We start from the raw sequence: 24,052 nt of genomic DNA, 5'->3' as shown, positions 1-24,052 counted from the left end.
AAATCGGATGGGGAGCAGAAGGGAGGTTCGAGTGACGGAAAGTATGCTGTGGAGGGGTTCGGCAGCCAGAGGTGTGAAAGGGAGTGGTAGAATCGAGGACGAGTTCGAGTAGGAGGACGAGGACGAGCCTGCGGGCGTGCGCTTGAGGCTATTCGGTGATTTAAGCGGCTTTCCCGAGCTTCGGATCAATGCGTGCGACCGGCAGATGCTCGATTTTACCCGAATAGTAGTCGAAGGAGGAGCGGGCGAGCGGGAGGGGTTCTTCATCGCCTTCAAGCGGTTCAAAGACGCCGTTGCCACGGTAGATTTCGATGTGCGCATCATCGGGGTCGATGGTGGCGAGACGGATCCAGCGGTTCTCCAGAAACTCCGTGAGCAGCGGATTCGCATGGATGGTGCTGAGCACGCGCTCTGGCGTGGTTTCGACCACAAAGAGGATGCGCACGGGTTCGTGAATCTCGACCATTTGCAGCGGTAAGCCGGTGCGCAGGTCGCCCTGGAAGCCGTTCATGATGCCGACGAGGCCGGTGACGTTGTGCGGCAGCTTGGTGCCACAGCCGTAGCCTTCGTTATCGACGAAGGAGAAGTAATATTCGAGGCTGATGCCACCGCAGACGGGAATGACCGCGCCGAGCACGGCGGCGAGCGCCTTGTTCTCCGCGTCCTTGGTAGCGTCGTAGGAAATGAGGAAGGCACGGCGGTCAAAGAACAAACCGCGCGTGGTGTCACGCCGGCCGACGATGGCGACGGAGTTGGTGCAGTGGCCGTACTCAGGACGTGGCTCGCCGAGTTGTTCGGCGCGATCTTGGACGTGGCGCAGGCCGGTGGCGGCAGTGCGATTGGGGAAAGCAGCCTCGAAACGCCGGGAGCGCTCGTGGGCGGAGAGCGCGCGTGCTTTATCGAGCGACTGGCGGACGCGGGCGAGATCACCGCGATGCGATTCTGGCACGAGATCGAAGTCGAAGATGTCGATGTTGTCGTTGCAGGTGTCATGGTAGCCGCCGACGAACCAGGTGTCGTCCGGGATGATGATGCCCTTGGCGCGCAAACCTTCGCGCACGGCGGGAATATTGGCCATGGCGGCAAACAGACGCGCATTGGGACCGCCGCGCCGGCCGCCGCAAGCGCCGCAGTCGTGTGCGGACTCGTGTGGATTGTTTAACGAGGTGCTGCCGTGACCGAGCACGACGACGATACGCGCGTGGCCTTTATGCAGCCCGGCAGGGCCGAGCACGCCGGCGACGCGGTCCACTTTTTCCTGCGTGCCGAAACCGGCGAGCAGGCCGGTGGTGGCGTCCTTGGAGGCTTCTCCCTCTCTTGTGAAAGCCAGCTCGGTGCGCGGCTCCTGCAGAAACAGGTCGTTGAGCTTCGCCATCAAGCGCGCATAGGACAACGGGCTGAGCACCCGCATGGCCAGCGGAAACAACGAGAGGAAGCCGAGGCACGCCGTGCTGATCCAGCCGCGCACGAGTGTGCGGGAGGAGATGTAGCTATTGTGAGTGTACTTGGCCCAGGCGCGGCGCAACGACTGGCGTTTCTCATCAATGTGGGCGTGCTCCAAGACGGGCTGCTCACGCACGGCATGCGCCGGTTTGACGACGACGGGGCAGAGCGAGACGCCGTGTGCGTCATCAATGCCGGCGTAATCAATGGCGCAGCCGAAGAAACCCGCCGCGCCGTAGGTTTCGATGCTGGGATCGACTTCTTCGAGCGCGCGGCGGATGGACTCTTCGCGCTCGTCGATGCAGAAGATGGCCTGCGCGGCGAGGCGGTCGCTGCGCGGTTCGGTGCGCGGCAGAGCGCGGAATTTGGCCAGCGGAATAAGAATCTGGCGCTCGTGGCGGCGCTCATAGGCGATGTGAAGCAGGCGGCGACGCTCCAGTTCGTTGCAAGCGTACAATTCATCGCAGAGGCGGTTGAATTCGGAATCCGGCAGGGCTTTGAGTGTGGCGCTGGAGAGGCCGAGAAGCTGCGCGGCATCAAACAGACGGGCGATGTGCGTGAAGGGATCAACCAGCGGCGGCGGCGGCTGGCAGGAATGCCAGGCGGTGGTGTCGCCGGCGATGTCCGCCAGGGCGGCGACGGTGTAGGTGAGCCGCAGGGCAAGAAATTCCATGAGCGAGCAGCGCACGCGGTCATGCGGCGCGAGCGTGGGATCCACCTCGAGACAGCGCACCAGTCCCGCCCAGCCCGGCAGCGCGAGCAGTTCGGCGATGATGTATTCCTCCCACTGGCCCGGAAAGACGACGAGCTGCTCCAGCGCATCGAGCACGACCGCCTCTGCATCCATTTTTTTGGCCTCCTGCTTGAGGAAGGCGTCACGCACGCCGCTGAGACGCGCAGGAAAAATCGCCAGCGGCTGCGGCATGATCTGCCGCGCGGCTTTGAGTAAGCCTCCCTCACGCAACGGCATGGGCCAGTAGGCGATGCCCTGGTCAAGATAGGCACCGGTGAGGCGGATGAGCGGCGGGTGGATGAGCAGATCCATGTCGATGCCATGCTGTGCGAGCACGGCATCACGCGGGCGCTTGGGCTGTTCCACCGCTGGAGCCGGCGGCGGCTTCACCCGGGCGGCGCACACATCCCAGAGTGCCTGCGGCTTGTCGCCAGCGAGCGCTCTGGCAGCGGTGGCATCGAGATCGGTGCGGAAAGCGGCAAGCCAGTCGCCCTCTTCGATCTGCCAGGAGATATTGATGCCATTCACGCGGCGCACGCCGGGAATGAGCAGTGCGCGACGAAGCTGGCGGCGTGTCAGCCTGCCCGGAATGATCTCCGCGTCCGGCTCACGCCGCAGAGTGTCGTCGATGTCCTGATCGAGGATGCGACCACGTCCACGATCCTTTTGATACGCCTCTTCAGACATGTACGGCTCCGTCTTGAACAACTGCGCGGCATCCAGCACCGCCTTTTCAAACGGTTCGTGCTGGAAGGCATGGAGCGTGTTGTGATGAATGAAAACGCCGATGGGGCCCTGCGCTGGCAGGTAATGCGCCGCGTGGTCGAGCACATGCCGGAGTTGCTCGCGGCGGTCGGAGGGGATGGAGGAATGAGATGACACGGTATGCTGACAATGAACCGCAGTCTGTAAGACACTACCATCCCTTTGAGAAGGGGTATTCATGCTGGGTTGGTGGGGATGATCGGCGATGAATGCTGAACTGATTGATTGACGATGCTCACGAATTTGCCCATGTTCACGGAACCGTGAAAACGAAGACAACTGCCAAAAAAGCCTCCCCCCAGGCCCGTGCCATTGAAAAAGCACTGGCGCAGAAGTTGCGTGAGCTGCTGGGCAGCGTCGCATGGCTCAAAGGTTGGGATGTGTCGGTGAATCCGGCGGCGTATGGGCGTGTTTTTGATCTCATGGCCGTTGTGCCGCTGCCCAAACAGCAACGTGCGGAGCTGTGGGTGGAGTGTGATGAGCTGCCAAGGCCGTCACGCTTTCCGCATGTCTCAATCAAGCAGACGTTCCATCCCGACGGTGATCGCACATTACGGATACCCGTGCTGGCAGCCCCTTTGATCTCACCGCGAGTGGCGGAGCTTTGCCAGCAGCATGGCTGGAGTTGGTTCGACCTTGCGGGGAACTGCCGCCTGAACGTGCCGGGTGCTCTTTATATCGAGCGCCGCGGACAGCAGGCCACGCATCAACGGCCGAAGCCGGTGGCAAAACTGAACTCGGCGGAGGCAGCGCGTGTGGTGCGCAGTTTGTTAGCCATCGAGAACACAGGCCGTCGCTGGACCCAGCGTGCGCTTCAGGTGGGGTGTCAGCCAGCGGTGAGCATCGGCCTGATCAACAAACTGGTGCTGCATCTGCGTGAAGAGGCCTATCTGGCAGCGGATGCAGAAGGCGGCTTCCGAGTGAGTGATGCGCCTGGGATGTTAGCTGCATGGTCAGAGGCGTACCGCTTTGAGCGACATTCGCTTCATGGCTACTTCACACTCAAGCAAGGGCGAGCGCTGGATACGGCGCTGGCACGACTGAGAGATGTGGCGCAGGGGCACGCCGCGCTGGCTGCCTTCTCTGCCGCTGAACAACAAGCTCCGCATGTGCGGCAGCCAAAGACTTGGCTGTATGTGGGTGCTGAATGGGAGGACGAGATGGCTGAGCTTCTGGACGCTAAGCCTGTGGACTCTGGCGAAAATTTGGTGGTGCTCATTCCTGAAGACAGTGGTGTGTTTTACCTGCCACAGACCGGCACGGCGGCGCTGCCATGCACCAATGCGGCCCAGACATTCGTGGACCTCATGCACTGTGGCGGACGCGGGAAAGAAGCGGCAGAGGCGGTCTTGGACAAGATGCTCAAGCCAGCGTGGCAAAAGAAAGGCCCGAAGAAATGATGCATGAGCCACGCCATCAGGATGACTATAGCGCCCGTCAGGTGGAAGCCGCGCGACGTGTGCTGATCGATCTAGGACAGGTGCTCGCGAGCTATGTGGACTGCCTCGTGGTCATCGGCGGCTGGGTTCCGGATTTGCTTCTGCCTTCAGCAGAGGAGCCCCACATCGGAAGCATTGATGTGGACATCGCGCTGGATGCGCGGCGACTGCAAGACGGGCGTTACGCCGACATGCTCAAGCTGCTTTTGGAAAATAAGCGTTACAGGCATGGCGTGAAAGATTTCCAATTTATCGTCGAAGTCGATTTGCAGGATGGCGGGACGCTAATCGAGGTGGAAGTCGAGTTTTTGGCCGACAAAGAGGTGAAGCTGAAAAGGCGGACCAAGAAGATGTTGGAGGGCTTTCGTGTGCTCCAGGCGGATGCATGCGGCGTAGCCTTTCATGCACCCGTGAGTCTGCCACTCACGGGCAAATCAGTGCGTGGTGCCAAGAACACCGTGTGTCTCCGTGTGGCATCCCTGGCGGATTTTATGGTGATGAAAGCCCACGCTATCGCAGGCCGGGATAAGCCAAAGGACAGCTACGATCTGTGTTACTGCCTGGAAAATAGTCCTGCGGGCATCGAAGGACTCGCGCATGACTGGCAGCAGCGTTTGGACGACCAAGTGGTGAAGCGTGCGGTGGAGATTCTTCGCGCAAAGTTTGCCAGCGTGGCTGATTTTGGGCCGCAGCAGGTTGTGGAGTTCCATGCTGCGCAGGATTTGGAAACGCAGGCCATGCAGGCACGACGTGCCTACGAGCTGGTGCGGCGCTTCTTGGAACTGCTTTAGCCACATCCCCTCAACCGGGGATGAGAATACCCTGTGGAGGGGATGTTTTTGAGGCGGGGAGCCGTGGTTCAATGGGAGCGTCAAAATACGCACCCACACCATGTCAGCTCCCACCCCCATCACCACCCTCACCGGGCCGAAGCCCATCGGAAATTTCGCCGGCTTCAAGACCTACCTGGGCAAGGATCTGCTCTCCGGCTTCCTCGTCTTCCTCATCGCGCTGCCGCTCTGTCTTGGCATCTCCATCGCCTCCGGGGTGCCGCCCATCGCGGGGATTTTCACGGCGGTCATTGGCGGGATGCTCACGCCGTTTCTCAGCAACTCCGAACTCACCATCAAAGGCCCGGCGGCGGGCATGATCGTGATCGTACTCGGCACGGTGCAGGAACTTGGGTATGAAAAGGCGCTGGCTGTCGGCCTCGTGGCCGGGGTGATTCAGATGCTGTTCGGGGCTTTCAAGCTCGGCACGCTGGGCGAATTTTTCCCGGTGGCCGCCGTTCACGGCATGCTGGCCGCCATCGGCGTGATCATCATCTCAAAGCAGGCGCACGTCGCCCTCGGCGTCGCCGCACATGCCAAGGAGCCGCTGGAACTGCTCGCGGAGATTCCGCACAGCATCATGAACATGAATCCTGAGATCGCGCTCATCGGTGCCATCTCGCTGCTGCTGCTGTTTGGCCGTCTGTTTATCAAAAACAAGCTCGTGCAGGCCATCCCCGGACCAATGGTGGTGCTGCTGGTGGCCACCCCGCTGGCCTTCTACTTCGACATTCAGCATCAGCACATGTACCAGTTCCACGGGCATGAGTATGTCGTCAGTCCGAAAAATCTCGTCGCCCTGCCGATGAACCTGCTCACCGGCATCGCCTGGCCGGACTTCTCAGGCATCGCCTCCATGGCCAGCCTCAAATGGATCGTGATGTACTCGCTGGTGGGTACGCTGGAGTCGCTGCTGAGCGCCAAGGCCATCGACTTGCTCGATCCGTGGCAGCGCCGCACCAATCTGAACCGCGATCTGCTCGCCGTCGGCGCAGCGAACACGCTGGTTTCGTGCATCGGCGGCATCCCGATGATCTCCGAGATCGTGCGCTCCTCCGCCAACCGCAACAACGGTGCCCGCACCCGCTGGGCCAACTTCTGGCACGGTGCGCTCTTGCTCATCCTCGTCGCCAGTGTGCCGTGGTTGCTCAACAACATCCCGCTGGCCGCTCTTGCAGGCATGCTCGTCTTCACCGGCTTCAATCTCGCCTCGCCGAAGGAATTTTATCACATGTGGCACGTCGGCAAATGCCAGCTCGCCGTCTTCCTCGCCACCATGATCGCCACGCTCGCCACCGACCTGCTCATCGGCATCGGTGTCGGCATTCTCGTGAAACTGGTGCTGCACATGTTCCAGGGCACCTCCCTCGGCAATCTGTTCTTTCCACAAACAGAGCTGAGTCGCTGTGAGGCTACCGGCCATCCGGTCCTCACCATCAAAAAAGCCGTCGTCTTCAGCAACTGGCTCTCGCTGCGCAAACAACTGCTGGCCATGAAGGATGAAAAAGTGCGCATCGACCTCTCCCAAACCCATCTGGTGGATCATTCCGCGCTCAAAAAGCTCGAAGAAATGGCCCAGGACTGGAAACTGGAAAATCGCGAGTTGATCATCGAAGGTCTCGACGAACACAGCGCCGTCTCCTCCCATCCCCTGGCCGCCCGCGTGCTGCGCCCCTCTGCCTGATCCCATTTCATTTGGAAATTTCCCGTTGGTGTTGAAACCGGCGGCGGCGATCGGGAACGCCGCCGCCACTTCATCTGCCACTTCGCAAAGAACCTGCCTCATCATGATCCGCCGTCTCTTATTCACCCTCTTGATTGCCGCCGCCGTCCTCGCGGGAGCCCACATCGCCTCCGCCGCCGACCACACGGAGTCGAATGACAACCTCTGGCTCAACTACGTTGGTGATCATCCGCTGTTCGGCAGTAAATGGGGTCTGCACCTGGAGTCGCAGGTCCGCCGTGCCGACTTCGGTGAGCACTGGCAGCAGCTCCTGCTACGCCCCGGCATCAACTACGCCATCAGTCCCGCTTTGACCGTCACTGCCGGTTACGCCTGGGTCGAGACGCATCCGTATGGTGACATTCCCATCGCCCACGAGTTTCCTGAGAATCGCCTCTGGGAGCAGGTGGCCTACACGCACAAGGGTCTTGGTCTGGAATGGACCCATCGCTTCCGCCTCGAGCAGCGCCGCATCGGCGAAGTGGCCCCGAGCACCGGGGACGTGCTGAACTGGCGCTACGAAAACCGCATCCGCTACATGCTGCGCACCACCATTCCGCTCAGCGATGACAAGAAATGGTACCTCGCCCTCTGGGATGAAGCCTTCTTCAACTTCGGTGCCAACGTTTCGATGAACTACTTCGATCAAAACCGCGCCTTCATCGGCCTTGGCCGCAAATTGAGCGACACCACCAAGCTCGAGATCGGCTTCATGGAGCAGACCCTCCAGCGGCGGGGCGGCAGGGTATGGGAAAACAACCACACCGTGGCCGTGTGGCTGATGTCGAAGTGGCCGTTCAAGCTATGAGCTACCTTCCCACCGCACGCTTCAACGCGTGCTGGGCCTTGTTGAAATCCGTCACGGCCTTCACACGGCTTTGACGGGCGCGGGTAAGTTCATCACGTGCCAGCAGGTATTCGAGCACGACGCCGAGCTGACTGGCCTGGCGTTCCTTGGCGAGCTTGGTCATCTCCTCGGCGGCATCGACGGCTTCGTCGTTGATCTTGATCTGATCGTTGGCGGATTGCGAACGCGTGGCGGCCTCGACGACTTCGCGGCCGATGGCGGCTCGGACTTGGCTGGTTTGCAGCGAGGCGCTTTCTTCACGCGCATTGGCAATGTTTTGACGCTGGCGATCCAGCAGGCCGCCGGGGCCGATCTTCCAGCCGACACCGACGTAAAAATCCTGCTGCCGGCCGAAGTTGCCCCACTGCTGGCCGCCTACGCCGGGGCCACCGCCGAATCCGCCCATCGTGTAACCGGCCTGCACGCTCGGAATCATCGGCGCGATGCGCACGCGGTCTTTTTCCGCATCCATCGAGCTGTGAATGGCCTGCGCGGCCTGCATCTCGGGACGGTGCTGCTGCGCGAGTGAGATCATCGTGGCGACGCCTTTGCCAGACATCATTCTCACCGGCACGAGGTCGGATTTCGCCGGACGCAGCGCCGCATCGGGCGTGAGGCGGAGAATTTCAGCGAGTCTGGCAGCAGCGAGATCGCGTGCTTCCTCGCCCTGGCGAATGGCGAGCTTCGCGCGGCTGATCTGCGATTTAACACGGAGCAAATCAGCGCGGAAGGCCGTTCCGGCAGCCACGGCACCTCCAAGCTGCTTCGCATAGTCCTCGGTCAGTTGCAGGTCGTCCTGGATGATAACCATCGAGGCTTCAGCGGCCAGCAGATCGTAGTAACGCTCCACCGACTGCGTCACGATGTCGATGCGTGCCTTCTCAGCGAGGTGTTCAGCGGCCAGAGCGCGCTGTTTGGAGGCCAGGGCCGCATAATAAATGTCACCGGGCGACCAGTCGATCATCACGCCGGTGCCGACGTTGTACTGCTGCTTGTTCGCGTTGAAGACGTTGCCGCCAATGTCCTGCAACCGCCCGTCATGCCCGCGATAACCGGCACCAAGGCTCAACGCCGGCCAGAAGCGCTGCCACGCCTGCTTCGACTCCGCCACTGCCTCGTCATGCTTCGCACGCGCGAGTTGGATCTCGTCGTTGTTCGCGCCCGCGAGCTTCATCACCGTGCGCAGATCGACGAACGCGGGATCGGCATGGGCGAGTGTCGCGATGAAAAGAAAGGAAAGGGCGAGTTTCATGGCTTGATCGAAACAGGTTGTTTGTCGGTGAGTAATGTTGTTCCCGGCAGCAGAATCACGTCATCGGCTTTGAGTTCGGGAATCTCGACATTCGTGCCGTCATTGAAGCCGGTCTTCACGGCGGTCTTGATGGCTTTGCCATCGACGTGTTTGAAGACGAAGGCGTTGGTCTTCTCCATGACCAGTCCGGCCACGGGGATGAGCGTGGCTTGTTCGTGTTTCTCCACGGCGATCTTGGTGCTGGCATACATGCCGGGGCGCAGTTTGAGGTCGGCGTTCTTCAAATCGGCCTCGGCGAGCATGGTGCGCGTGGCGGGATCGAGCGCGTAGGCGATGCGGGAGATGGTGGCCTCGATGGGCGTGGCACCAGTGGCATCGATTTGCGCTTTGATGGGCTTGCCGACCTGTACAAGACTGGATTCCATCTCGGTGACGGGAATTTGCAGGCGAATCGTGCTGGCATCGACGATTTGCAACACTTGGCTGGTGCCGGCGTTGACGAGTGCTCCTGGATCGACGCTGCGCATGGTGATGATGCCATCGAACGGCGCTTTGATTTGCGCAAAGGCCAGCATGGTGCTGGCACGTTCGAGCGTGGCCTTGGCGATGGCGAGCTTGGCCTCCACATCATCCACGGCCTGCGGCAGCACGAGATCAGGCGACTTCGCGCGTGCCTCATGCATGCGCTTCACCTCGATGTCAGCAGCGGCGACCTCGGCTTTGTTCTTGGCGAGATCGGCCTGGAGTTCAGGAATCTCGATGGTGGCGAGCACCTGGCCCGCTTTGACGGTGTCGCCCTTATCCACGGTGATTTTGTCAATGTAGCCGGTGACCTTGGCGTAAAGAACGGCCTGCTGCCACGGTGCGAGTGTGGAAGGAAGTGTCACCCAGCGATGAATGAGGCCGGTGGTAGGTTTGGTGGCTGGGAGTTCGATCGCTCCGGCGAGTGTGGTGAGAAGGAAGAAGATCAGGAGGCGCATGGGAGGGAAAGTGTGGAGTGCTCAGTGCTTAGTGCACAGTAGATGGGATTGATGCGTCGGAAGAGGGATGATGGGAAACTGAGCACCGAGCACTGAGAACTGAGAACTGAGAACTGAGCACTGAGCACTGAGCACTTTGGATCACGCTGGTTCTGTTGGTTCCAAAGAAGCCAATGTGGCGATCTTCGACGCCACCAGCGCATACACCGCAGGCAGTACCAGCAAGGTCGCCACGGTGGCGAAAGCGAGTCCGCCGAGGACGGCGATGGCGAGAGGTGAAGTCTGGCTGCGACTGAGGGCCATGGGGATCATGCCGGCCATCATGGCGAGGCTGGTCATGAGGATGGGGCGAATGCGCGACGTGGCACCTTCGAGCGCGGCGTCTTTGCGGGCGAGACCGCCAAGCTGCGCACGATGCGCGAAGGTGACGAGGAGGATGGCGTTGGCGACGGCGACACCGACGGCCATGATCGCGCCCATGAAGCTCTGGATGTTGAGCGTGGTCTGCGTGAGCCACAGCGTGAGCACGACACCGAGCAGCACGGCGGGCACGGTGCTGACGACGATGAGGGCGAGGCGCACGCTTTGGAAATTGGCGATGAGAAGGAGGAAGATGACGACGACGGCGATGAGCAAACCGGTGCGCAGGCCGCTTTGCAGCTCTTTCATCGGCGGCACCTGGCCGCGCAGAGCGATGTTGACGCCAGCGGGTGCGGTGAGCTGGGCGAGGGCTCGTTCAACCGCGCTCACGACGCTGCCGAGATCGCTGTCGTGAATGTTGGCGGTGACGCTGATAGTGCGGGCCATGTTGTAGCGGTCGTACTGGCCGATGACGTTGCCTTCGCTGATTTTGGCGAAATTGCGCAGCGGCACGGTGGCCTTGCTGGCGGTGATGGGCAGATTGCGCAGGTCTTCGAGGCCCTTCATCTGCTCGGTGGGCACCTGCACCTGCAAACTGTAGCTGATGCCGGTCTTGGTGTCGGCCCAGTAGTTGGGCACGGTGAACCGGCTGCTGGTGGTGGCGGCCACGATGCTGCGCGTGGCGTCGTTCATCTTCACACCGAGCAAGCCGGCGCGCTCGCGGTCGATGTTCACATCGACGCTGGGATAATCGAGCGTCTGGCCGAACTGCACATCACGCAGCGCGGGGATGGCGCTGAGTTTTTCACGTACAAGTTCGGCAAAGGCACGACTGGCAGCGAAATCTTTGCCGCTGACGGCGACTTCGATGGGCGTGGGCGAGCCGAGCGCCATGACGCGCGAAACGATGTCGGCAGGCTCAAAGGAGAGCCGCACATCGGGGAGTTCGCGGGCGAGACGTTCCCGCAATTTTTCACGCAATGGGGCGACGGGGACGCCGCTGTTGTCTTTGAGTTGGATTTGCAGCAGGCCTTCTTCGGGGCCGCTGTTCCATTGGTGGATGAGATTGACGGGATAGTTCGGCGCATGCACGCCAACGAGGCCCATGGTGGTGGCGATCTTGTCGGCACCGGCTTCATCGGCGATGGTGGCGAGGATGCGTTTGGCGATCTGCTCGGTGGTTTCGAGCTTCGTACCGGCGGGTGCGCGGAAACGAAGCTGGAGCTGCCCGGCATCGACCTGCGGGAAGATTTCACTGCCGAGACGCGGGAAGAACAGCATCAGCGCGAAAACGGTGCCGGCGAGGTAGGCAGGGACGAGGATGTGACGCGTGGTGATGCTGGGGAGGAAGAGCCAGCGCAGTGATGTCTGAATGGTCGGACGTGTCTGACTCGCCGGACGAGGCTGCTGATGCCACCAGATGCTGAGGATGGGCACCAGGGTGCTGGAAAGCAGATACGACGCGATCATGGCAAAGCCGACGGCGAGCGATAATGGCATGAACAGGGCCTTCGCGGCACCGGTCATGAAACAGCTCGGCACGAACACGGCGAGGATGCAGAGCATCGAGAGCGAGCGCGGGCCGATGGTTTCTTCGGAAGCATCGAGCACGATGCGGCGCAGGCGATTGTTGGAGCGTGGATCAGGTGCGGACATCAGGAAATCTAGGTTGCGACGGCTGGAGCGAGGTGATTGAATGGGGACATGATTCCTGCCGACTTTGATTCCAAGTTTGCCAGCGTGGCCGAAACCATGAATGAAGAGGCTTTAAAGGCACTCATTGATCTCCGTGCCTCACCCCAGGAGGAGGAGCGGCTGGAATATCTAGGGGACAGGGCGACTGAAGGACTTCTCACTACCGAGGAACGGCAAGAGTACCAAAGCTGCATCATGTTCGCGAACTTCCTGGGCATCCTGCAATCCAAGGCGCGCAAGAAGCTGCAAGCTGCCGCCTGATGAGTCTTCCTGCACCATTGCGGCAGGCAGTGCGTGAACGTGCTGGACACCGTTGCGAGTATTGCCGGATGAAGCAGTCTTGGGAGGGGTACTACTCTTACCATGTCGAGCATGTGATCGCTCAGCAGCATCGCGGCCCGGACTTGCTGAAAAATCTGGCGCTGTCCTGCAGGCACTGCAATTGGCTCAAGGGACCGAATCTTGCCAGCATTGATCCCGACGGTGCTCAGGTGGTGCTGTTGTTTCAGCCTCGCACTCAATTGTGGGCGGAGCACTTCAGCATGGAAAATGGGCGCATCTTCGGCCTGACGGCGGTCGGCCGAACCACGCTGTTTTTGCTGGAGATGAATGCGCCGCATCGGGTGGAGATCAGGTTGGAGAATCTGGCGGACTGGTGACGTCCTGTTTCATGCGGCGGTGGATGTTTTCGATTTCGACCGTGGCTTCATCAACGAGAATACCGACGACGAGGGCGAGACCGCCGAGGGTCATGAGATTGATCGTGTTCCCGGTGAGCCAGAGGGCCAGGAGTGAGGCGGCGATGGCGATTGGGATGGTGATGATGACAATCACCGCACTGCGGAAGTCGCGCAGGAACAACAGCACCATCAAGCCCGTGAGTGCGGCTCCCAGCAGGCCTTCTTTGGCGAGATCGTTGATGGCGCGGATGATCCACGGGCTTTGATCGAACTCGAAGCTGACGTTGATGTCGTCGGGGCAGGCGGCTTTGAATTTGCCGAGGTTTTTCTTCACCAGCTCGACGACGCTGAGCGTGGAGGCGTCGCTGCGTTTGGTGACGGGCATGTACACGGTGCGTTTGCCGTTCACGAGGGCGTGGCTGGTGATGATGTCGTGATCATCGGCCACGGTGGCGATGTCGCGCACATACACCGCGCCCTGCGGCGTGACTTTGAGCGGCACGGCGGCGAGATCCTGGATGTTTTTCACCACCGCGTTGATGGGGACGATGGGATAGCTGTTTGGCAGCGACAGATTGCCGCTGGGACTGATCGTGTTGGCGGCGGTCATCGCACTAACGATGTCATCGGGCGACAAACCGTAGGCGCGGAGGCGGTCCGGCTTCACCTGGATGACAATCGTGCGCGCACTGCCCCCGAACGGCGGCGGCGCTGAGACACCGGGCAGCGTGGCGAACAACGGGCGCACCATATTGAGCGCCGCGTCCTGCATCTGCGCCACGGAGCGGTTCGGATTCTCGGTGGAGAAGACCAGATTGCCCACGGGCACGCTGCCCGCATCAAAGCGGGTGACGAAGGCTCCCGGCGTGCCCGGTGGCATGAAGGAGCGCGAGCGATTCACATAGGCGATGGTTTCCGCGAGAGCAGCAGACATGTCCGTGCCCGGATGAAACTGGAGCTTCATGATCGAAGCGCCCTGAATCGACTTCGACTCCACATGCTCGATGCCGGTGATGTAGAGGAAGTGGTACTCGTAGTAGTAGGTCAGGTAGCCTTCCATTTGCAGCGCATCCATGCCGCCAAACGGCTGCGCCACATAGATCGTCGGAATGCCCAGTGGCGGGAAGACATCCCGCGCCATGCGTTGCACTGCGACCCATGCGCCAAGCAGCACCGCGATGACGGCAACGATGATGGACCACGGGTGGCGAAGGGCGAGGCGAGGCAAAGACATGCGGGCAGAGTGACTAAAAAGGTGTGTAGCAACTAACAGGGCTGGTGGGTTATTTCAGGCGATATAGCCTGAACGCCAGTTAGTTCAATCGACCTGCGCGACCGGGCCGGCCAGCCGCACCGGCACGACCGCTTCGATGCGCAGACCGCGCGGGGTGACGTCCGTCACACTGAGTTCGCCGCCGGACTGCCGCGCGCGGGCGCGCATGCCGACCATGCCCAGACTGGGGCTGGAAATGCTGTCCGCGATGATGGCGGGCATGCCTTTGCCGTTGTCTTCGATGCTCAGGCGGATGCTGCGATCCCGGCATGACAGCGTGACGCCCACCCGCGTGGCCTCTGCATGCCGGGCGATGTTGGTGAGCGCTTCCTGGGCGATGCGGTAGAGATGCGTCTCGGTTTCATCGGCAAAACGATCGGTGCAGTCGGAGGCGTAATCGACCTGGAGCCGCGTGCGCTGCGCAAACTTCTCCGTCAGCCAGCGCAGACCGGCGTCGAGGCCGAAATCATCGAGAATGACGGGCCGCAGCAGTTGGGACAACTCACGCACGTTGGCGATGGACTCATCCACGAGGTGCAGGCAGTCCGCCCGCAGCGAATCCAGATCATGCGTGGCGCCCCTGGTCAGGTTCGCACGCACGGCGGCCAGCGACTGGCCGAGTTCGTCATGCAGCTCATGGGAGAAGCGCCGCGCGGCCTCCTCCTGCGTCTGCAGCATGTGCCAGGAGACGCGGTTCAGCTCCTCCGACTGCCATTGGATGCGCTGGATGCTCTTGCGGGCAAACGCGATGGTGAGCATGGCGCAAATCGCCGCCAGCACGAAACTGGAGCCAAGCAGCAGCGCTGCGTCATCACCCAGATCCTGCGACTGCTGCTCGATCTGGCGCTCCGCCTGCGCCAGACGCTCCGAGCTGGCCTGGATGAGCCGGTTGACGAGATCCACGACATGATCGTGATGCACGAACAGGGATTCCAGTTTTTCACGCGGCACCGGACGGGCGGTCTCCAATACGCGGTGCGCCTCCAGCGTGAAGGCTTTGACGCTGGCGTCAAGATCACGCCACAGCGCGTCACCCGCCGCCGCCCGCGCCTCAGCGGACAGCCGGGCGAGCTGACGGTCGCTCTCATCCAGATCATGCAGCAGCGTGATGTGGTCGTGCTGCTGCGGATGAAACTGCGCGAGCTGGTGCAGCACCTCGGTCATCGCATTCTCCTCCATCTGCACATCATGCAGCAGGCGGGCGATGAGAAGCTGATCACGCGCAAGCTGCGCCACGCTAAGCCGGATGCGCTGGCTCTGCCGCACCGCGATGAGGCCCGCCGCGCCCAGCAGCACCATCACCAGCGCGAAGCCGAGCACGAGGCTGCGCAGCACATGGCGTTCGGTGATGCGGAAAAAGGTGAAGGGCATGGCGGCGGCCTCCAGTTCAGTCAATGAGGCCGTTGCGGATGGAGAAGCGCACCAGTTCGCCGATGGAATGCAGATTGAGCTTCTCCATGATGCGGCCGCGGTGCGCCTCGATGGTGTACACGCTCAAACTCAGGGTGGTGGCGATCTCCTTGTTGGTCTTGCTCTCAGCGATCATCTGCAGCACCTCGCGCTCGCGTGGGGAGAGCAGGTCAATCGGATTGGTGACGTGCTTGCGGTAGTCATCGAGCACCGCGTCGCTCACCTCGGGGCTCAGCCAGCCCTTGCCGACCGCCACGGCCCGCACGGCGGCGAGGAAGTCGCCTTCGTTGCAGTCTTTGAGCAGATAGCCCTTCGCGCCAGCACGCAGCATCTCGCGCACATAAACCGAGTCCTTCTGCATCGAAAGCGCCAGGATGCGGGTCTTCGGCAGCGACTTGGTGATCTGCCGCGCGGCCTCGATGCCGTTCAACTCCGGCATGGTCACGTCCATGACCACGACATCGGGTGTGAGTTTTTCGGCCATTTCCACCGCCTCGCGACCGTTGGAGGCTTCGCCGACGACCTCCATGTCCCATTGTGCCGCCAGGATCATGCGGAAGCCGTTGCGGACCACAGCGTGATCATCGGCGAGCAGAATGCGTGTTTGTTTGGCGGCCATAGCGGCCTTACCATGGCGAGCAAAGTTCCTGGAGCAAAAGGAGGCGGTCTTTTTCAGGTAGAGACGGCATGGCGAGTTCTAAAGAACTGCTAGAGCAGCGGTTTGTTTTAAAAGGCGACCGACGGTGCTGGGGCTGATGCTCTCAACGATCTTGAGTTTGACCAGCTGGTCACTCAATAACTGCAGCGTCCAGTGTGCGGCTCCTTCCGGGGCCTTGCTGCAAGCGCTCGCCACCAGTTGGGCCTCGGTTTTCGCATCGAACTTGGAACGGGGCACCTTGCGATAAACAGGCCATCCATGCACGGCTACTTTTAGTCCATGCTCACAGAGTGCCCGCCGCGTTCGTTCAATGGTCGAGATCGAGACGCTCAAAACACGGGCAATCTCCTCGTCGAGACACTCACCGTTGGGACCGGTGGCATCTGCTGCCAACAAGATATGAGCATGTTGCCTTTTGGTCACCGCGCCGTTGCCCTTGGCGACAAAGGTTTCGAGTTCGGCACGTTCTTCAGGGGTCCGACGGATGCGATATTTCTACATCCGAGACCTCTACCACTGACACATGAAATGGTTAAGAAGCATTAAACACATTACCCGTCAATTTTGGTGATGCCGGCCACTAGGTGCGCACGGCCATAGAACAACTCGTGAATCTGCTTGGGACGATACATTTGTCCGTCATGCACGAGCAACCACGGCCTCACCGCGCCACCGGTGATGGGACTTTTCTCCAGCGGCACCGTGCCGAAGCCGACCTCGCGTCCCGTATCGACGCACACGGCTTCTGGCATCACCTGGATGTCGCAGCCGATGTAAGCGCCACACAGGAAGCTCGGCAGATGCCGCTCGATGATCGGTGTGATGGACAGGCCGCGTCCTTTCGCGGCTTTCGCCGCGAGGAGGCCATACATCGTGTGTCCGATCAGTCCGCTCATGGTTCTCCCAACGCCTGCCGTGCCGCTGCTCTAGCCTTTCGTGCTCAGTCAAGCAACCCGAAGCGTCGTTCTGACTGAGCACTAAGCACTGAGCACTTTCAGACGAACACAGTTCGGCAAGAGTCCCATCCCTCGAACCGTAGGTTTGCGGCACTCCAACCAGCCATGCTCAACATCTACTCACATCCCAGCGACGGCTTTTGCGATGGCGTGTCGCGTCGCAACTTCCTCAAGATCGGCGGCCTCGCCATGGGCGGCATTTCTCTCAATGATGTGCTGCGTGCCGAGTCGGCGCAGCAGGTGGGCAAGTCGCACAAGGCAGTGATCATGATCTTCCTGCCGGGCGGTCCATCGCATCAGGACATGTTCGACATGAAGCCCGATGCGCCGAGCGAGATTCGCGGCGAGTTCAAACCCATCTCCACCAATGTCCCCGGCATCCAGATTTGCGAGCACCTGCCGCGCCTCGCCAAGATGATGGATAAGTGTACGCTCATCCGCTCGCTGGCCGACTGCGACAGCGGCCATGATGCCTTTCAGTGCCTCACGGGTCGTAAATTCAAGCAACAAGCTCCCGGCGGCTGGCCTTCGCTTGGATCCGTCGTTTCTAAATTGCAGGGCAGTGCCAATCCAGCGATGCCCGCGTTCGTTGGCCTCGCTCCGAAGATGGGCCACATGGAATGGGCACGCACGGGCGATCCCGGCTTCCTCGGTGTCCCGCATGCTCCCTTTCAAGCGAACCGAGGCGCGGGCAAAGAGGACATGTCATTGAATGGCATCACGCTCGACCGTTTGCGTGATCGCAAGTCGCTGCTCGGCAGTTTCGACAATCTGCGCCGCGATCTCGACTCCAGCGGCCTCATGGGCGGCGTGGATGTCTTCAATGAGCAGGCGCTCAATGTGCTGACGAGTCCGAAGCTGCTCCACGCCCTCGACTTGAGCCGCGAAGACCCGCGCATCGTCGCCCGCTATGGCAAAGGCGAGGACCGCAACCGCGACGACGGTGGTCCACGCCTGCCGGAGCACTTTCTCGCCGCACGTCGTCTCGTCGAAGCCGGTGCGCGTGTTGTAACGCTCGCCTTCAGTCGCTGGGACTACCATTCCAACAACTTCGGCCAGCTCCGCGAAGACCTCCCGCTGCTCGACAGCGGCCTCACCGCCCTCATCACCGATCTGCACGAGCGGGGTCTCGATAAAGACGTCTCCGTCGTCGTCTGGGGCGAGTTTGGCCGCACGCCGTTGATCAACGCCAAAGGCGGCCGCGATCACTGGCCGCGCGTGGCCTCCGCCCTCCTCGCCTGCGGCGGCATGCGTCATGGACAGGTCATCGGTGCCACCGACAAACACGCCGGTGAACCCACCGACCGCCCCGTCGCCTTCGGCGAAGTCTTCGCCACGCTTTATAAACAGCTCGGCATCGACGTGACGAAAGCCACGCTGACTGACCTCACCGGCAGGCCGCAGTATCTCGTGGATGGGCACCTGCCGATGGCGGAGCTGGTTTGAGCCTTGTCATCAATGCTCCATTGGAGTATAGAGGCGCGTGGAGTTCATTGAGTTTTCCCACTTCGCCAAGAATCTGTCGCTGCTCGGCGATGACGATGAGTATTTGGATTTGCAGCTTCATTTGATGGAGCGTCCCGAATCCGGCGCCGTCATCCCAGGCAGTGGAGGTCTTCGCAAGCTGCGCTGGGCGGGTTCTGGCCGTGGAAAACGAGGCGGCCTCCGACTCATCTACTACTACGTCACTGCCGAAGGCCAGATTCTTCTGCTCCATCTCTATGCCAAGAACGAAATGGAGGATCTGGACTCGCAGATGACTCGTCAGCTCAAGCAACTCGTCACCGAACACCTCGTATGAACAAGAAAACTCTCGAAGAAATCAAATCCTCCATCCGTGAGGCTGGCGCGGTGCGCCGTGGTGAAAAAGCACCTGCCCGCGTCTGGCGGCTGACCAAGCAACCTGATGGCAGTGTCAAACGCACGCAGGTCGATCCGCACAAGTATCAGGGCGAAAAGAAAGCCCAGTGGAATGCGCAGACAGAAATCGTGGCGGCGCGTTCTGCCTTGTCGATGTCGCAATCTCAATTCGCTGGGTTTCTCGGCATCAGCATTCGCACCTTGCATCATTGGGAACAGGGCAGCCGCAAGCCGACCGGCGCGGCCCGCGTGCTGATTCAAGTCGCGCAGAAAGAACCCAAGGCGATCAAACGCGTGCTGGCGACTGCTTGATGGGCATGAAAGCGATTTTCGTTCTGCTTGTGATCATCGGTCTGACGGCGTGCTCTTTAACGAGCGCACCAATCTCTGGCGAAACGGCGGAGACGATTGGAATCGCCAGCATGTCTGCTGACCGCATGATCACCGTCATGCTTCGCGCAGAAGACGGTCAAGGAGCCGTTGGAGATGCCGCATTCTTCATGAGTCCGGGCCACAAGGATTACGAGGAAACGATTCAGCATGTCGGCGGACTCAAGCCGGGGCAGACGAAGCCGTATCCGGCGTGGCCTGATGAGTGATGATCTTCGCCTCATCTCATCATCCCCCGACAAGATTCCCGCCCCAGGCCCGTAGGTTTGTCTTGTTATGAACCTGCACCGCCTTCCCACCCTCGCCGCATGTTTGATCGCCGCGCCCTGCCTCGCTGCCGAGGCACCGCGCGCATTGAACTTCGCCAACGACATCGTACCCATCCTCACCAAGGCTGGTTGCAACTCCGGCGGCTGTCATGGCAAGTCCGGCGGCCAGAACGGCTTCAAGCTCTCGCTGCTCGGCTTTGAGCCGCAGGAGGATTATGAGCACATCGTCAAAGAAGCGCGTGGTCGTCGTGTCTTTCCAGCATCGCCGGAGCAGAGCCTGTTTCTCACCAAAGGCACCGCGCAGCTCCCGCATGGCGGCGGCAAGAAGCTCGATCCGAAGTCCGAGGACTACGCCGACCTCGCGCGCTGGATTCGCGAAGGCATGCCGTATGGCAAAGATACCGATCCCAAGATGGCCAGCATCAGCGTCGCACCTGCGAAGCTCACCCTGCCGCTCAAAGCCGAGCAGCAGCTCAAAGTCACCGCCCATTACACCGACGGCAGCACGCGCGACGTCACCCGCCGCGCCTTGTATGAAGCCAACGAAAAAAGCATGGCCGAAACCACCGAAGGCGGCCTCGTAAAGCTCTTTGATTATCCTGGCGATGTCGCCGTGATGGTCCGCTATCAGGGCAAAGTCAGCACCTTCCGCGCCACCGTGCCGCTCGGCGCTCCCGTGGAAAAACTGCCGCCCGTGCGCAACTTCGTGGACGACCTCGTCATCGCCAAGCTCAAGACCATCGGCATCCCGCCCTCCGACATGGCCGACGACGGCACCTTCCTGCGCCGCGTCACGCTCGACATCACCGGCCGCCTGCCCACCGCGCCCGAGATGAAGGACTTCCTCGCCTCCAAAGATGCCAACAAACGCAGCGTCCTCATCGACCGCCTGCTCGACAGCCCCGAGTACGCCGAATTCTTCGCCAACAAATGGAGCGCCCTGCTGCGCAATCAGCGCACGCAGCCCACCTTCGCGCGCGGCAGCTACCTCTTCTACTCGTGGATTCGTGACAGCATCGCCGACAACAAACCCTATGACCAGTTCGTGCGTGAAGTCGTCACCGCCTCCGGTGAACTCGACCAGCAGCCGCCCGTCGCCTGGTATCGTCAGGTCAAAGAGATGAAGCAGCAGATGGAAGACGTCGCCCAGCTCTTCCTCGGCACCCGCATGCAGTGCGCCCAGTGCCATCATCATCCCTTCGAAAAATGGAGCCAGCAGGACTACTATGGCTTCGCCGCGTTCTTCAGCAACGTCAGCCGCAAGCCCTCCGCCTTCGCTGGCGAAGAAATGATCTTCCACAAACGCGGCGTCGCGCAGACCACCAACATCCGCACCAAAGAAGCCGTCATGCCCACCAGCCTCGGTGCCGCCGCCTTGAAGCTGAAGCCCGAGCAGGACCCGCGTCAGGCCCTCACCGAATGGATGAGCCAGAAAGACAATCCCTTCTTCGCCCACACGCTCGTGAATCGTTACTGGAAGCACTTCTTCAATCGTGGCCTCGTCGAACCCGAAGACGACATGCGCGAAACCAACCCACCCGTGAACCCCGAACTCCTCAGCGCACTCGCCGCCGACTTCATCAAAGGCGGCTACGACATGAAGCAGCTCATCCGCACCATCACCAACTCCAGCACCTACCAGCTCAGCGCCATTCCGAACGCGCACAACGCCAAGGACCGTCAGAACTTCAGCCGCTACTATCCGAAACGCCTCAATGCCGAAGTGCTTTACGACTCCGTCAACACGCTGCTCGATGTTGAGACCAACTTCGCCGGCCAAGCCCCTGGCACCCGCGCCGTCGCCCTCCCCGACAACAGCTACAACCAGAGCAACTACTTCCTCAGCGTCTTCGGCCGTCCTGATTCCTCCAGCGCCTGCGAATGCGAGCGCACCCAGGAAGCCAGCCTCGCACAAAGTCTGCACCTCCTGAACGCCGCCGAGATCCAAACCCAGCTCTCACGCGGAAACGGTCGCGCCGATGCCCTCACCAAGGACAATCGCCCCGACGACGACAAAATCACCGACCTCTACCACATCGCCCTCAGCCGCGAACCCAACGCCGACGAAGTCAAATTCGCCCACGCGCATCTCGACAAGAAATCCGCGGGCAAAACCGGCGACGAAGCCTTCAAAGGCAAAAAGGAAGCCTATGAAGACATCCTGTGGGCCTTGCTGAACACGAAGGAGTTCTTGTTCAATCATTGATCGAGAACGCCGCTTCATGCGGAGTGCGGATGCCCTCATCCGCCTTCATGAAATGGAAGCACTGAGAATGGGGGAACTGAAAACTGCCAAATGAACACCCGCGCCATGCATCATCGCCATTCCCCATTCTCCATTCTCCATTTTCAGTTTGCCATCCTGCTGGCCTTCGCCGCCTCCGCATTCTCCCAGGCCACGTTCCCCACTCCAGCGCTCACCGGCATCGCTCCTCTCGGCTCCAAAGCGGGCATAACCATTGAACTCACGCTTCGCGGCACTGACCTCGATGCGCCCATCGCCATCCTGCTCAACGAACGCTCCATCCCGGTCAAAAGTACCAAGCCAAACGTCGTCAGCCTCGCGCTGCCCGCTGATCTCAAACCCGCGCTCTACGATCTCCGCTTCGTCGGCCGCTACGGCGTCTCCAATCCGCGCGTCTTCGAAATCAGTACGTTGGACGCCATCGACTCCCCCGGCACCAACGCCAAGCCCGACAAGGCCCTCAAAGTCGCGCTCAACTCGGTGATTCAAGGCAGCTTCAAAGCCGCCACGCCTCACTGGTTCACTATCGACGCCAAAGCCGGCCAGCACATCACCGCCACCTTCAGCGGTCGCCGCTTTGACACCCGCACCGAACTCCTTGCCACCCTCAGCGCCCCCACCGGCCGCGAACTCGCCCACCTGCGCGATGGCGTCCTCACCTTCACCGCCAAAGCCGATGCCACCTACCGCCTCCGCTTGAATGACCTCATGTTCCGCGCCGGCGATGATTATGGCTTCCGCGTCACCCTCACCGACCGCGCACCCACCATCCGTCCCATTCCTCCCATCAGTCCTATCCGTCCCATCCAAATCAGCCAGACCATCCAAGACTCCTTCCTCCCCCACGGCGTACCGCACTCCTTCGATCTCGCCTTCAAAGCCAGCGACAAATTCATCATCGAAGTCCACTCGCATCAGCTCGGCCACGCCACCGATCCACAGCTCATCATCGAGAACGTCAAAAAAGAAGCCGATGGCAAGGAAGTCCTCACCGCGCAGGCCGAAATCGCCGACGCACCCGCCATCACACCCGTGCCCAGCATCAACATCGCCAGCCGCGATCCCTCGTATGCCTTTGAAGCCAAAGCCGATGGCATCTTCCGCATCTCCATCAGCGACGCCTTCAATTCCACCAACCCCTTTGAACTCCGCATCCTCAAAGAAGCGCCGAAGCCCGCCCCTGTCATCGCCATCAATGCCGTGATGACCGGTGCCGCCAAAGCCAAGACCGGTGATCTCGGCAGTGCCAACGTGCCGCGCAACGGCATCGCCGCATTGGAAGTCATTGCTCCCAATCGCAACGCCCTCAGCGAACCCATCGAATTGAAGGCCGAAAACTTGCCCGCAGGCGTCACCTGCCTCGGCGGTTTCATCGGCAAAGGCCAGTCACTCGGCTACATCGCCTTCCAAGCCACCGCCGATGCTCCCGCAGGCGGCACCATCCTCAGCGGCATCCCGCAAAGCCGATTCGTCAGCTTCCCCGTCGCCGACGCGACCAAGGACAACCTGCTCTACCGCACCACCGGCGCTCCTGCGCTTGGCGTCAGCACCCAGACCTCACCCGCACTCATCCAAACCGAGAAAACCGACCTCCTCGAAGTCGCCGCCGACGCCAAACTCGAAATCGCCCTCAAAGTCACCCGCCACGCCGATTTCCCCGACGCCCTCAAGCTCAAAGCCCTCGGCCTCATCGACCCCGCCAAAGCCCCCGAAGCCGACATCGCCGCCAAAGCAGTCGCCGGCAAATTCACGCTCGATGTGAAGACTCTCAAGCTCGCCCCCGGCGACTACGGCTTCATCCTCCAAGGCCCCGCCAAGATGAAAATCCGCCGCAACGTTGAAGAACTCACTGCCGCCGAAGCCGACGCCAAAAAAGCCATCGAAGCTCAAGCAGCCGCCAAAAAGCAACTCGACGCTGCCAACGCCGATGCCACGCCCAAAAAAGCCGATCTCGTCAAAGCCGCCACCGCCGTAGTCAAAGCCGCCGACACCGCCAAAGCCACTGCCGACAAGCTCGTCAAAGACCTCACCGCCAAAGCCGCGCCCAAAGAGGCCACATTCATCGTCTATTCCAATCCCATCCGCATCCGCGTGAAGGAAGTGGCGAAGAAGTAACTGAGGGTGCGTCGCCGGAATGATGTAGATTAAAGCGAAGAAGCAGACGGCTGGGAGTGCTGTTGCCAGAAGTGGTTCCAGCGTGAGGGCGTCAGGTAAAGCGCACGCAAAGAGATCAGCGCATCGCTC

General features: G+C 61.0%; 21 protein-coding genes. 12 read left to right on the top strand and 9 right to left on the bottom strand.

What is annotated here, in order from left to right; translation table 11 throughout:
* Window positions 1–160: 160 nt before the first annotated feature.
* Complete coding sequence (locus ACKVY0_RS23205; protein WP_409217239.1) at window positions 161–3,058, bottom strand: YbcC family protein; 2,898 nt, start codon at window positions 3,056–3,058, stop codon at window positions 161–163.
* 146 nt (window positions 3,059–3,204) lie between these two features.
* Here ACKVY0_RS23205 and ACKVY0_RS23200 point away from each other — a divergent pair, with 146 nt between their 5' ends.
* The 4 genes from ACKVY0_RS23200 (at window position 3,205) to ACKVY0_RS23185 (ending at window position 7,741) form a co-directional block, all read left to right on the top strand.
* A complete protein-coding gene (locus tag ACKVY0_RS23200; RefSeq protein WP_409217238.1) occupies window positions 3,205–4,341 on the top strand; it encodes a type IV toxin-antitoxin system AbiEi family antitoxin in 1,137 nt (378 codons plus the stop codon).
* On the top strand, window positions 4,314–5,171 hold the full coding sequence (locus ACKVY0_RS23195; RefSeq protein ID WP_409217237.1) for a nucleotidyl transferase AbiEii/AbiGii toxin family protein: 858 nt from the start codon (window positions 4,314–4,316) through the stop codon (window positions 5,169–5,171). Before ACKVY0_RS23200 ends, ACKVY0_RS23195 begins: the two co-directional genes overlap by 28 nt.
* A gap of 100 nt (window positions 5,172–5,271) precedes the next feature.
* The gene (locus ACKVY0_RS23190) at window positions 5,272–6,894 is read left to right on the top strand and encodes a SulP family inorganic anion transporter (RefSeq protein WP_409217236.1); all 1,623 of its coding nucleotides are present in this window, start codon (window positions 5,272–5,274) and stop codon (window positions 6,892–6,894) included.
* 103 nt (window positions 6,895–6,997) lie between these two features.
* Window positions 6,998–7,741 (top strand): DUF2490 domain-containing protein, encoded by a 744-nt coding sequence (locus ACKVY0_RS23185; RefSeq protein ID WP_409217235.1) that lies wholly within the window; start codon window positions 6,998–7,000, stop codon window positions 7,739–7,741.
* 1 nt (window position 7,742) lies between these two features.
* Here ACKVY0_RS23185 and ACKVY0_RS23180 read toward each other — a convergent pair whose 3' ends face one another.
* From ACKVY0_RS23180 to ACKVY0_RS23170, 3 genes are all read right to left on the bottom strand, one after another.
* Window positions 7,743–9,032: a TolC family protein gene (locus ACKVY0_RS23180; protein WP_409217234.1), complete on the bottom strand. Its 1,290-nt coding sequence runs from the start codon at window positions 9,030–9,032 to the stop codon at window positions 7,743–7,745.
* Window positions 9,029–10,012, bottom strand: a complete 984-nt coding sequence (locus ACKVY0_RS23175; protein WP_409217233.1) for an efflux RND transporter periplasmic adaptor subunit — start codon at window positions 10,010–10,012, stop codon at window positions 9,029–9,031. Before ACKVY0_RS23175 ends, ACKVY0_RS23180 begins: the two co-directional genes overlap by 4 nt.
* 141 nt (window positions 10,013–10,153) lie before the next feature.
* A complete protein-coding gene (locus tag ACKVY0_RS23170; RefSeq protein WP_409217232.1) occupies window positions 10,154–12,028 on the bottom strand; it encodes an efflux RND transporter permease subunit in 1,875 nt (624 codons plus the stop codon).
* A gap of 48 nt (window positions 12,029–12,076) precedes the next feature.
* On the opposite strand from ACKVY0_RS23170, the gene ACKVY0_RS23165 reads away from it, so the two are divergent.
* Both ACKVY0_RS23165 and ACKVY0_RS23160 read left to right on the top strand, forming a co-directional pair.
* Entirely contained in the window at window positions 12,077–12,328 is a 252-nt protein-coding gene (locus tag ACKVY0_RS23165; RefSeq protein ID WP_409217231.1) for a hypothetical protein, read from the top strand.
* Entirely contained in the window at window positions 12,328–12,726 is a 399-nt protein-coding gene (locus ACKVY0_RS23160) for an HNH endonuclease (protein WP_409217230.1), read from the top strand. The genes ACKVY0_RS23165 and ACKVY0_RS23160 overlap by 1 nt, the downstream gene beginning before the upstream one ends.
* Here the strand turns inward: ACKVY0_RS23160 and ACKVY0_RS23155 are convergent.
* The 5 genes from ACKVY0_RS23155 to ACKVY0_RS23135 form a co-directional block, all read right to left on the bottom strand.
* The gene (locus ACKVY0_RS23155) at window positions 12,698–13,981 is read right to left on the bottom strand and encodes an efflux RND transporter permease subunit (protein WP_409217229.1); all 1,284 of its coding nucleotides are present in this window, start codon (window positions 13,979–13,981) and stop codon (window positions 12,698–12,700) included. The genes ACKVY0_RS23160 and ACKVY0_RS23155 overlap by 29 nt on opposite strands.
* An 84-nt stretch (window positions 13,982–14,065) precedes the next feature.
* Window positions 14,066–15,391 carry a sensor histidine kinase gene (locus ACKVY0_RS23150; protein WP_409217228.1) on the bottom strand — a complete coding sequence of 442 codons (1,326 nt, stop codon included), beginning with the start codon at window positions 15,389–15,391 and terminating at the stop codon, window positions 14,066–14,068.
* Window positions 15,392–15,407: 16 nt separating this feature from the next.
* Window positions 15,408–16,049 carry a response regulator gene (locus ACKVY0_RS23145; RefSeq protein WP_409217227.1) on the bottom strand — a complete coding sequence of 214 codons (642 nt, stop codon included), beginning with the start codon at window positions 16,047–16,049 and terminating at the stop codon, window positions 15,408–15,410.
* Window positions 16,050–16,127: 78 nt separating this feature from the next.
* A complete protein-coding gene (locus ACKVY0_RS23140; protein ID WP_409217226.1) occupies window positions 16,128–16,481 on the bottom strand; it encodes a helix-turn-helix domain-containing protein in 354 nt (117 codons plus the stop codon).
* A 158-nt stretch (window positions 16,482–16,639) separates the two neighbouring features.
* The gene (locus ACKVY0_RS23135) at window positions 16,640–16,984 is read right to left on the bottom strand and encodes a hypothetical protein (protein WP_409217225.1); all 345 of its coding nucleotides are present in this window, start codon (window positions 16,982–16,984) and stop codon (window positions 16,640–16,642) included.
* 165 nt (window positions 16,985–17,149) lie between these two features.
* Here ACKVY0_RS23135 and ACKVY0_RS23130 point away from each other — a divergent pair, with 165 nt between their 5' ends.
* From ACKVY0_RS23130 to ACKVY0_RS23105, 6 genes are all read left to right on the top strand, one after another.
* A complete protein-coding gene (locus tag ACKVY0_RS23130) occupies window positions 17,150–18,490 on the top strand; it encodes a DUF1501 domain-containing protein (RefSeq protein ID WP_409217224.1) in 1,341 nt (446 codons plus the stop codon).
* Window positions 18,491–18,527: 37 nt separating this feature from the next.
* Window positions 18,528–18,845: a type II toxin-antitoxin system RelE/ParE family toxin gene (locus tag ACKVY0_RS23125; RefSeq protein ID WP_409217223.1), complete on the top strand. Its 318-nt coding sequence runs from the start codon at window positions 18,528–18,530 to the stop codon at window positions 18,843–18,845.
* A complete protein-coding gene (locus tag ACKVY0_RS23120) occupies window positions 18,842–19,216 on the top strand; it encodes a helix-turn-helix domain-containing protein (RefSeq protein WP_409217222.1) in 375 nt (124 codons plus the stop codon). The genes ACKVY0_RS23125 and ACKVY0_RS23120 overlap by 4 nt, the downstream gene beginning before the upstream one ends.
* A gap of 110 nt (window positions 19,217–19,326) precedes the next feature.
* Window positions 19,327–19,503, top strand: coding sequence for a hypothetical protein (locus tag ACKVY0_RS23115; protein WP_409217221.1), 177 nt, complete (start codon window positions 19,327–19,329; stop codon window positions 19,501–19,503).
* A 67-nt stretch (window positions 19,504–19,570) separates the two neighbouring features.
* Complete coding sequence (locus ACKVY0_RS23110) at window positions 19,571–21,769, top strand: DUF1549 and DUF1553 domain-containing protein (RefSeq protein WP_409217220.1); 2,199 nt, start codon at window positions 19,571–19,573, stop codon at window positions 21,767–21,769.
* A 90-nt stretch (window positions 21,770–21,859) separates the two neighbouring features.
* Window positions 21,860–23,923: a hypothetical protein gene (locus tag ACKVY0_RS23105; RefSeq protein ID WP_409217219.1), complete on the top strand. Its 2,064-nt coding sequence runs from the start codon at window positions 21,860–21,862 to the stop codon at window positions 23,921–23,923.
* Window positions 23,924–24,052: the final 129 nt, after the last annotated feature.

It is taken from the genome of Prosthecobacter sp. (assembly GCF_046154365.1).
Taxonomy (GTDB): domain Bacteria; phylum Verrucomicrobiota; class Verrucomicrobiia; order Verrucomicrobiales; family Verrucomicrobiaceae; genus Prosthecobacter.
This window is presented reverse-complemented; position numbering and strand designations above follow the sequence as displayed.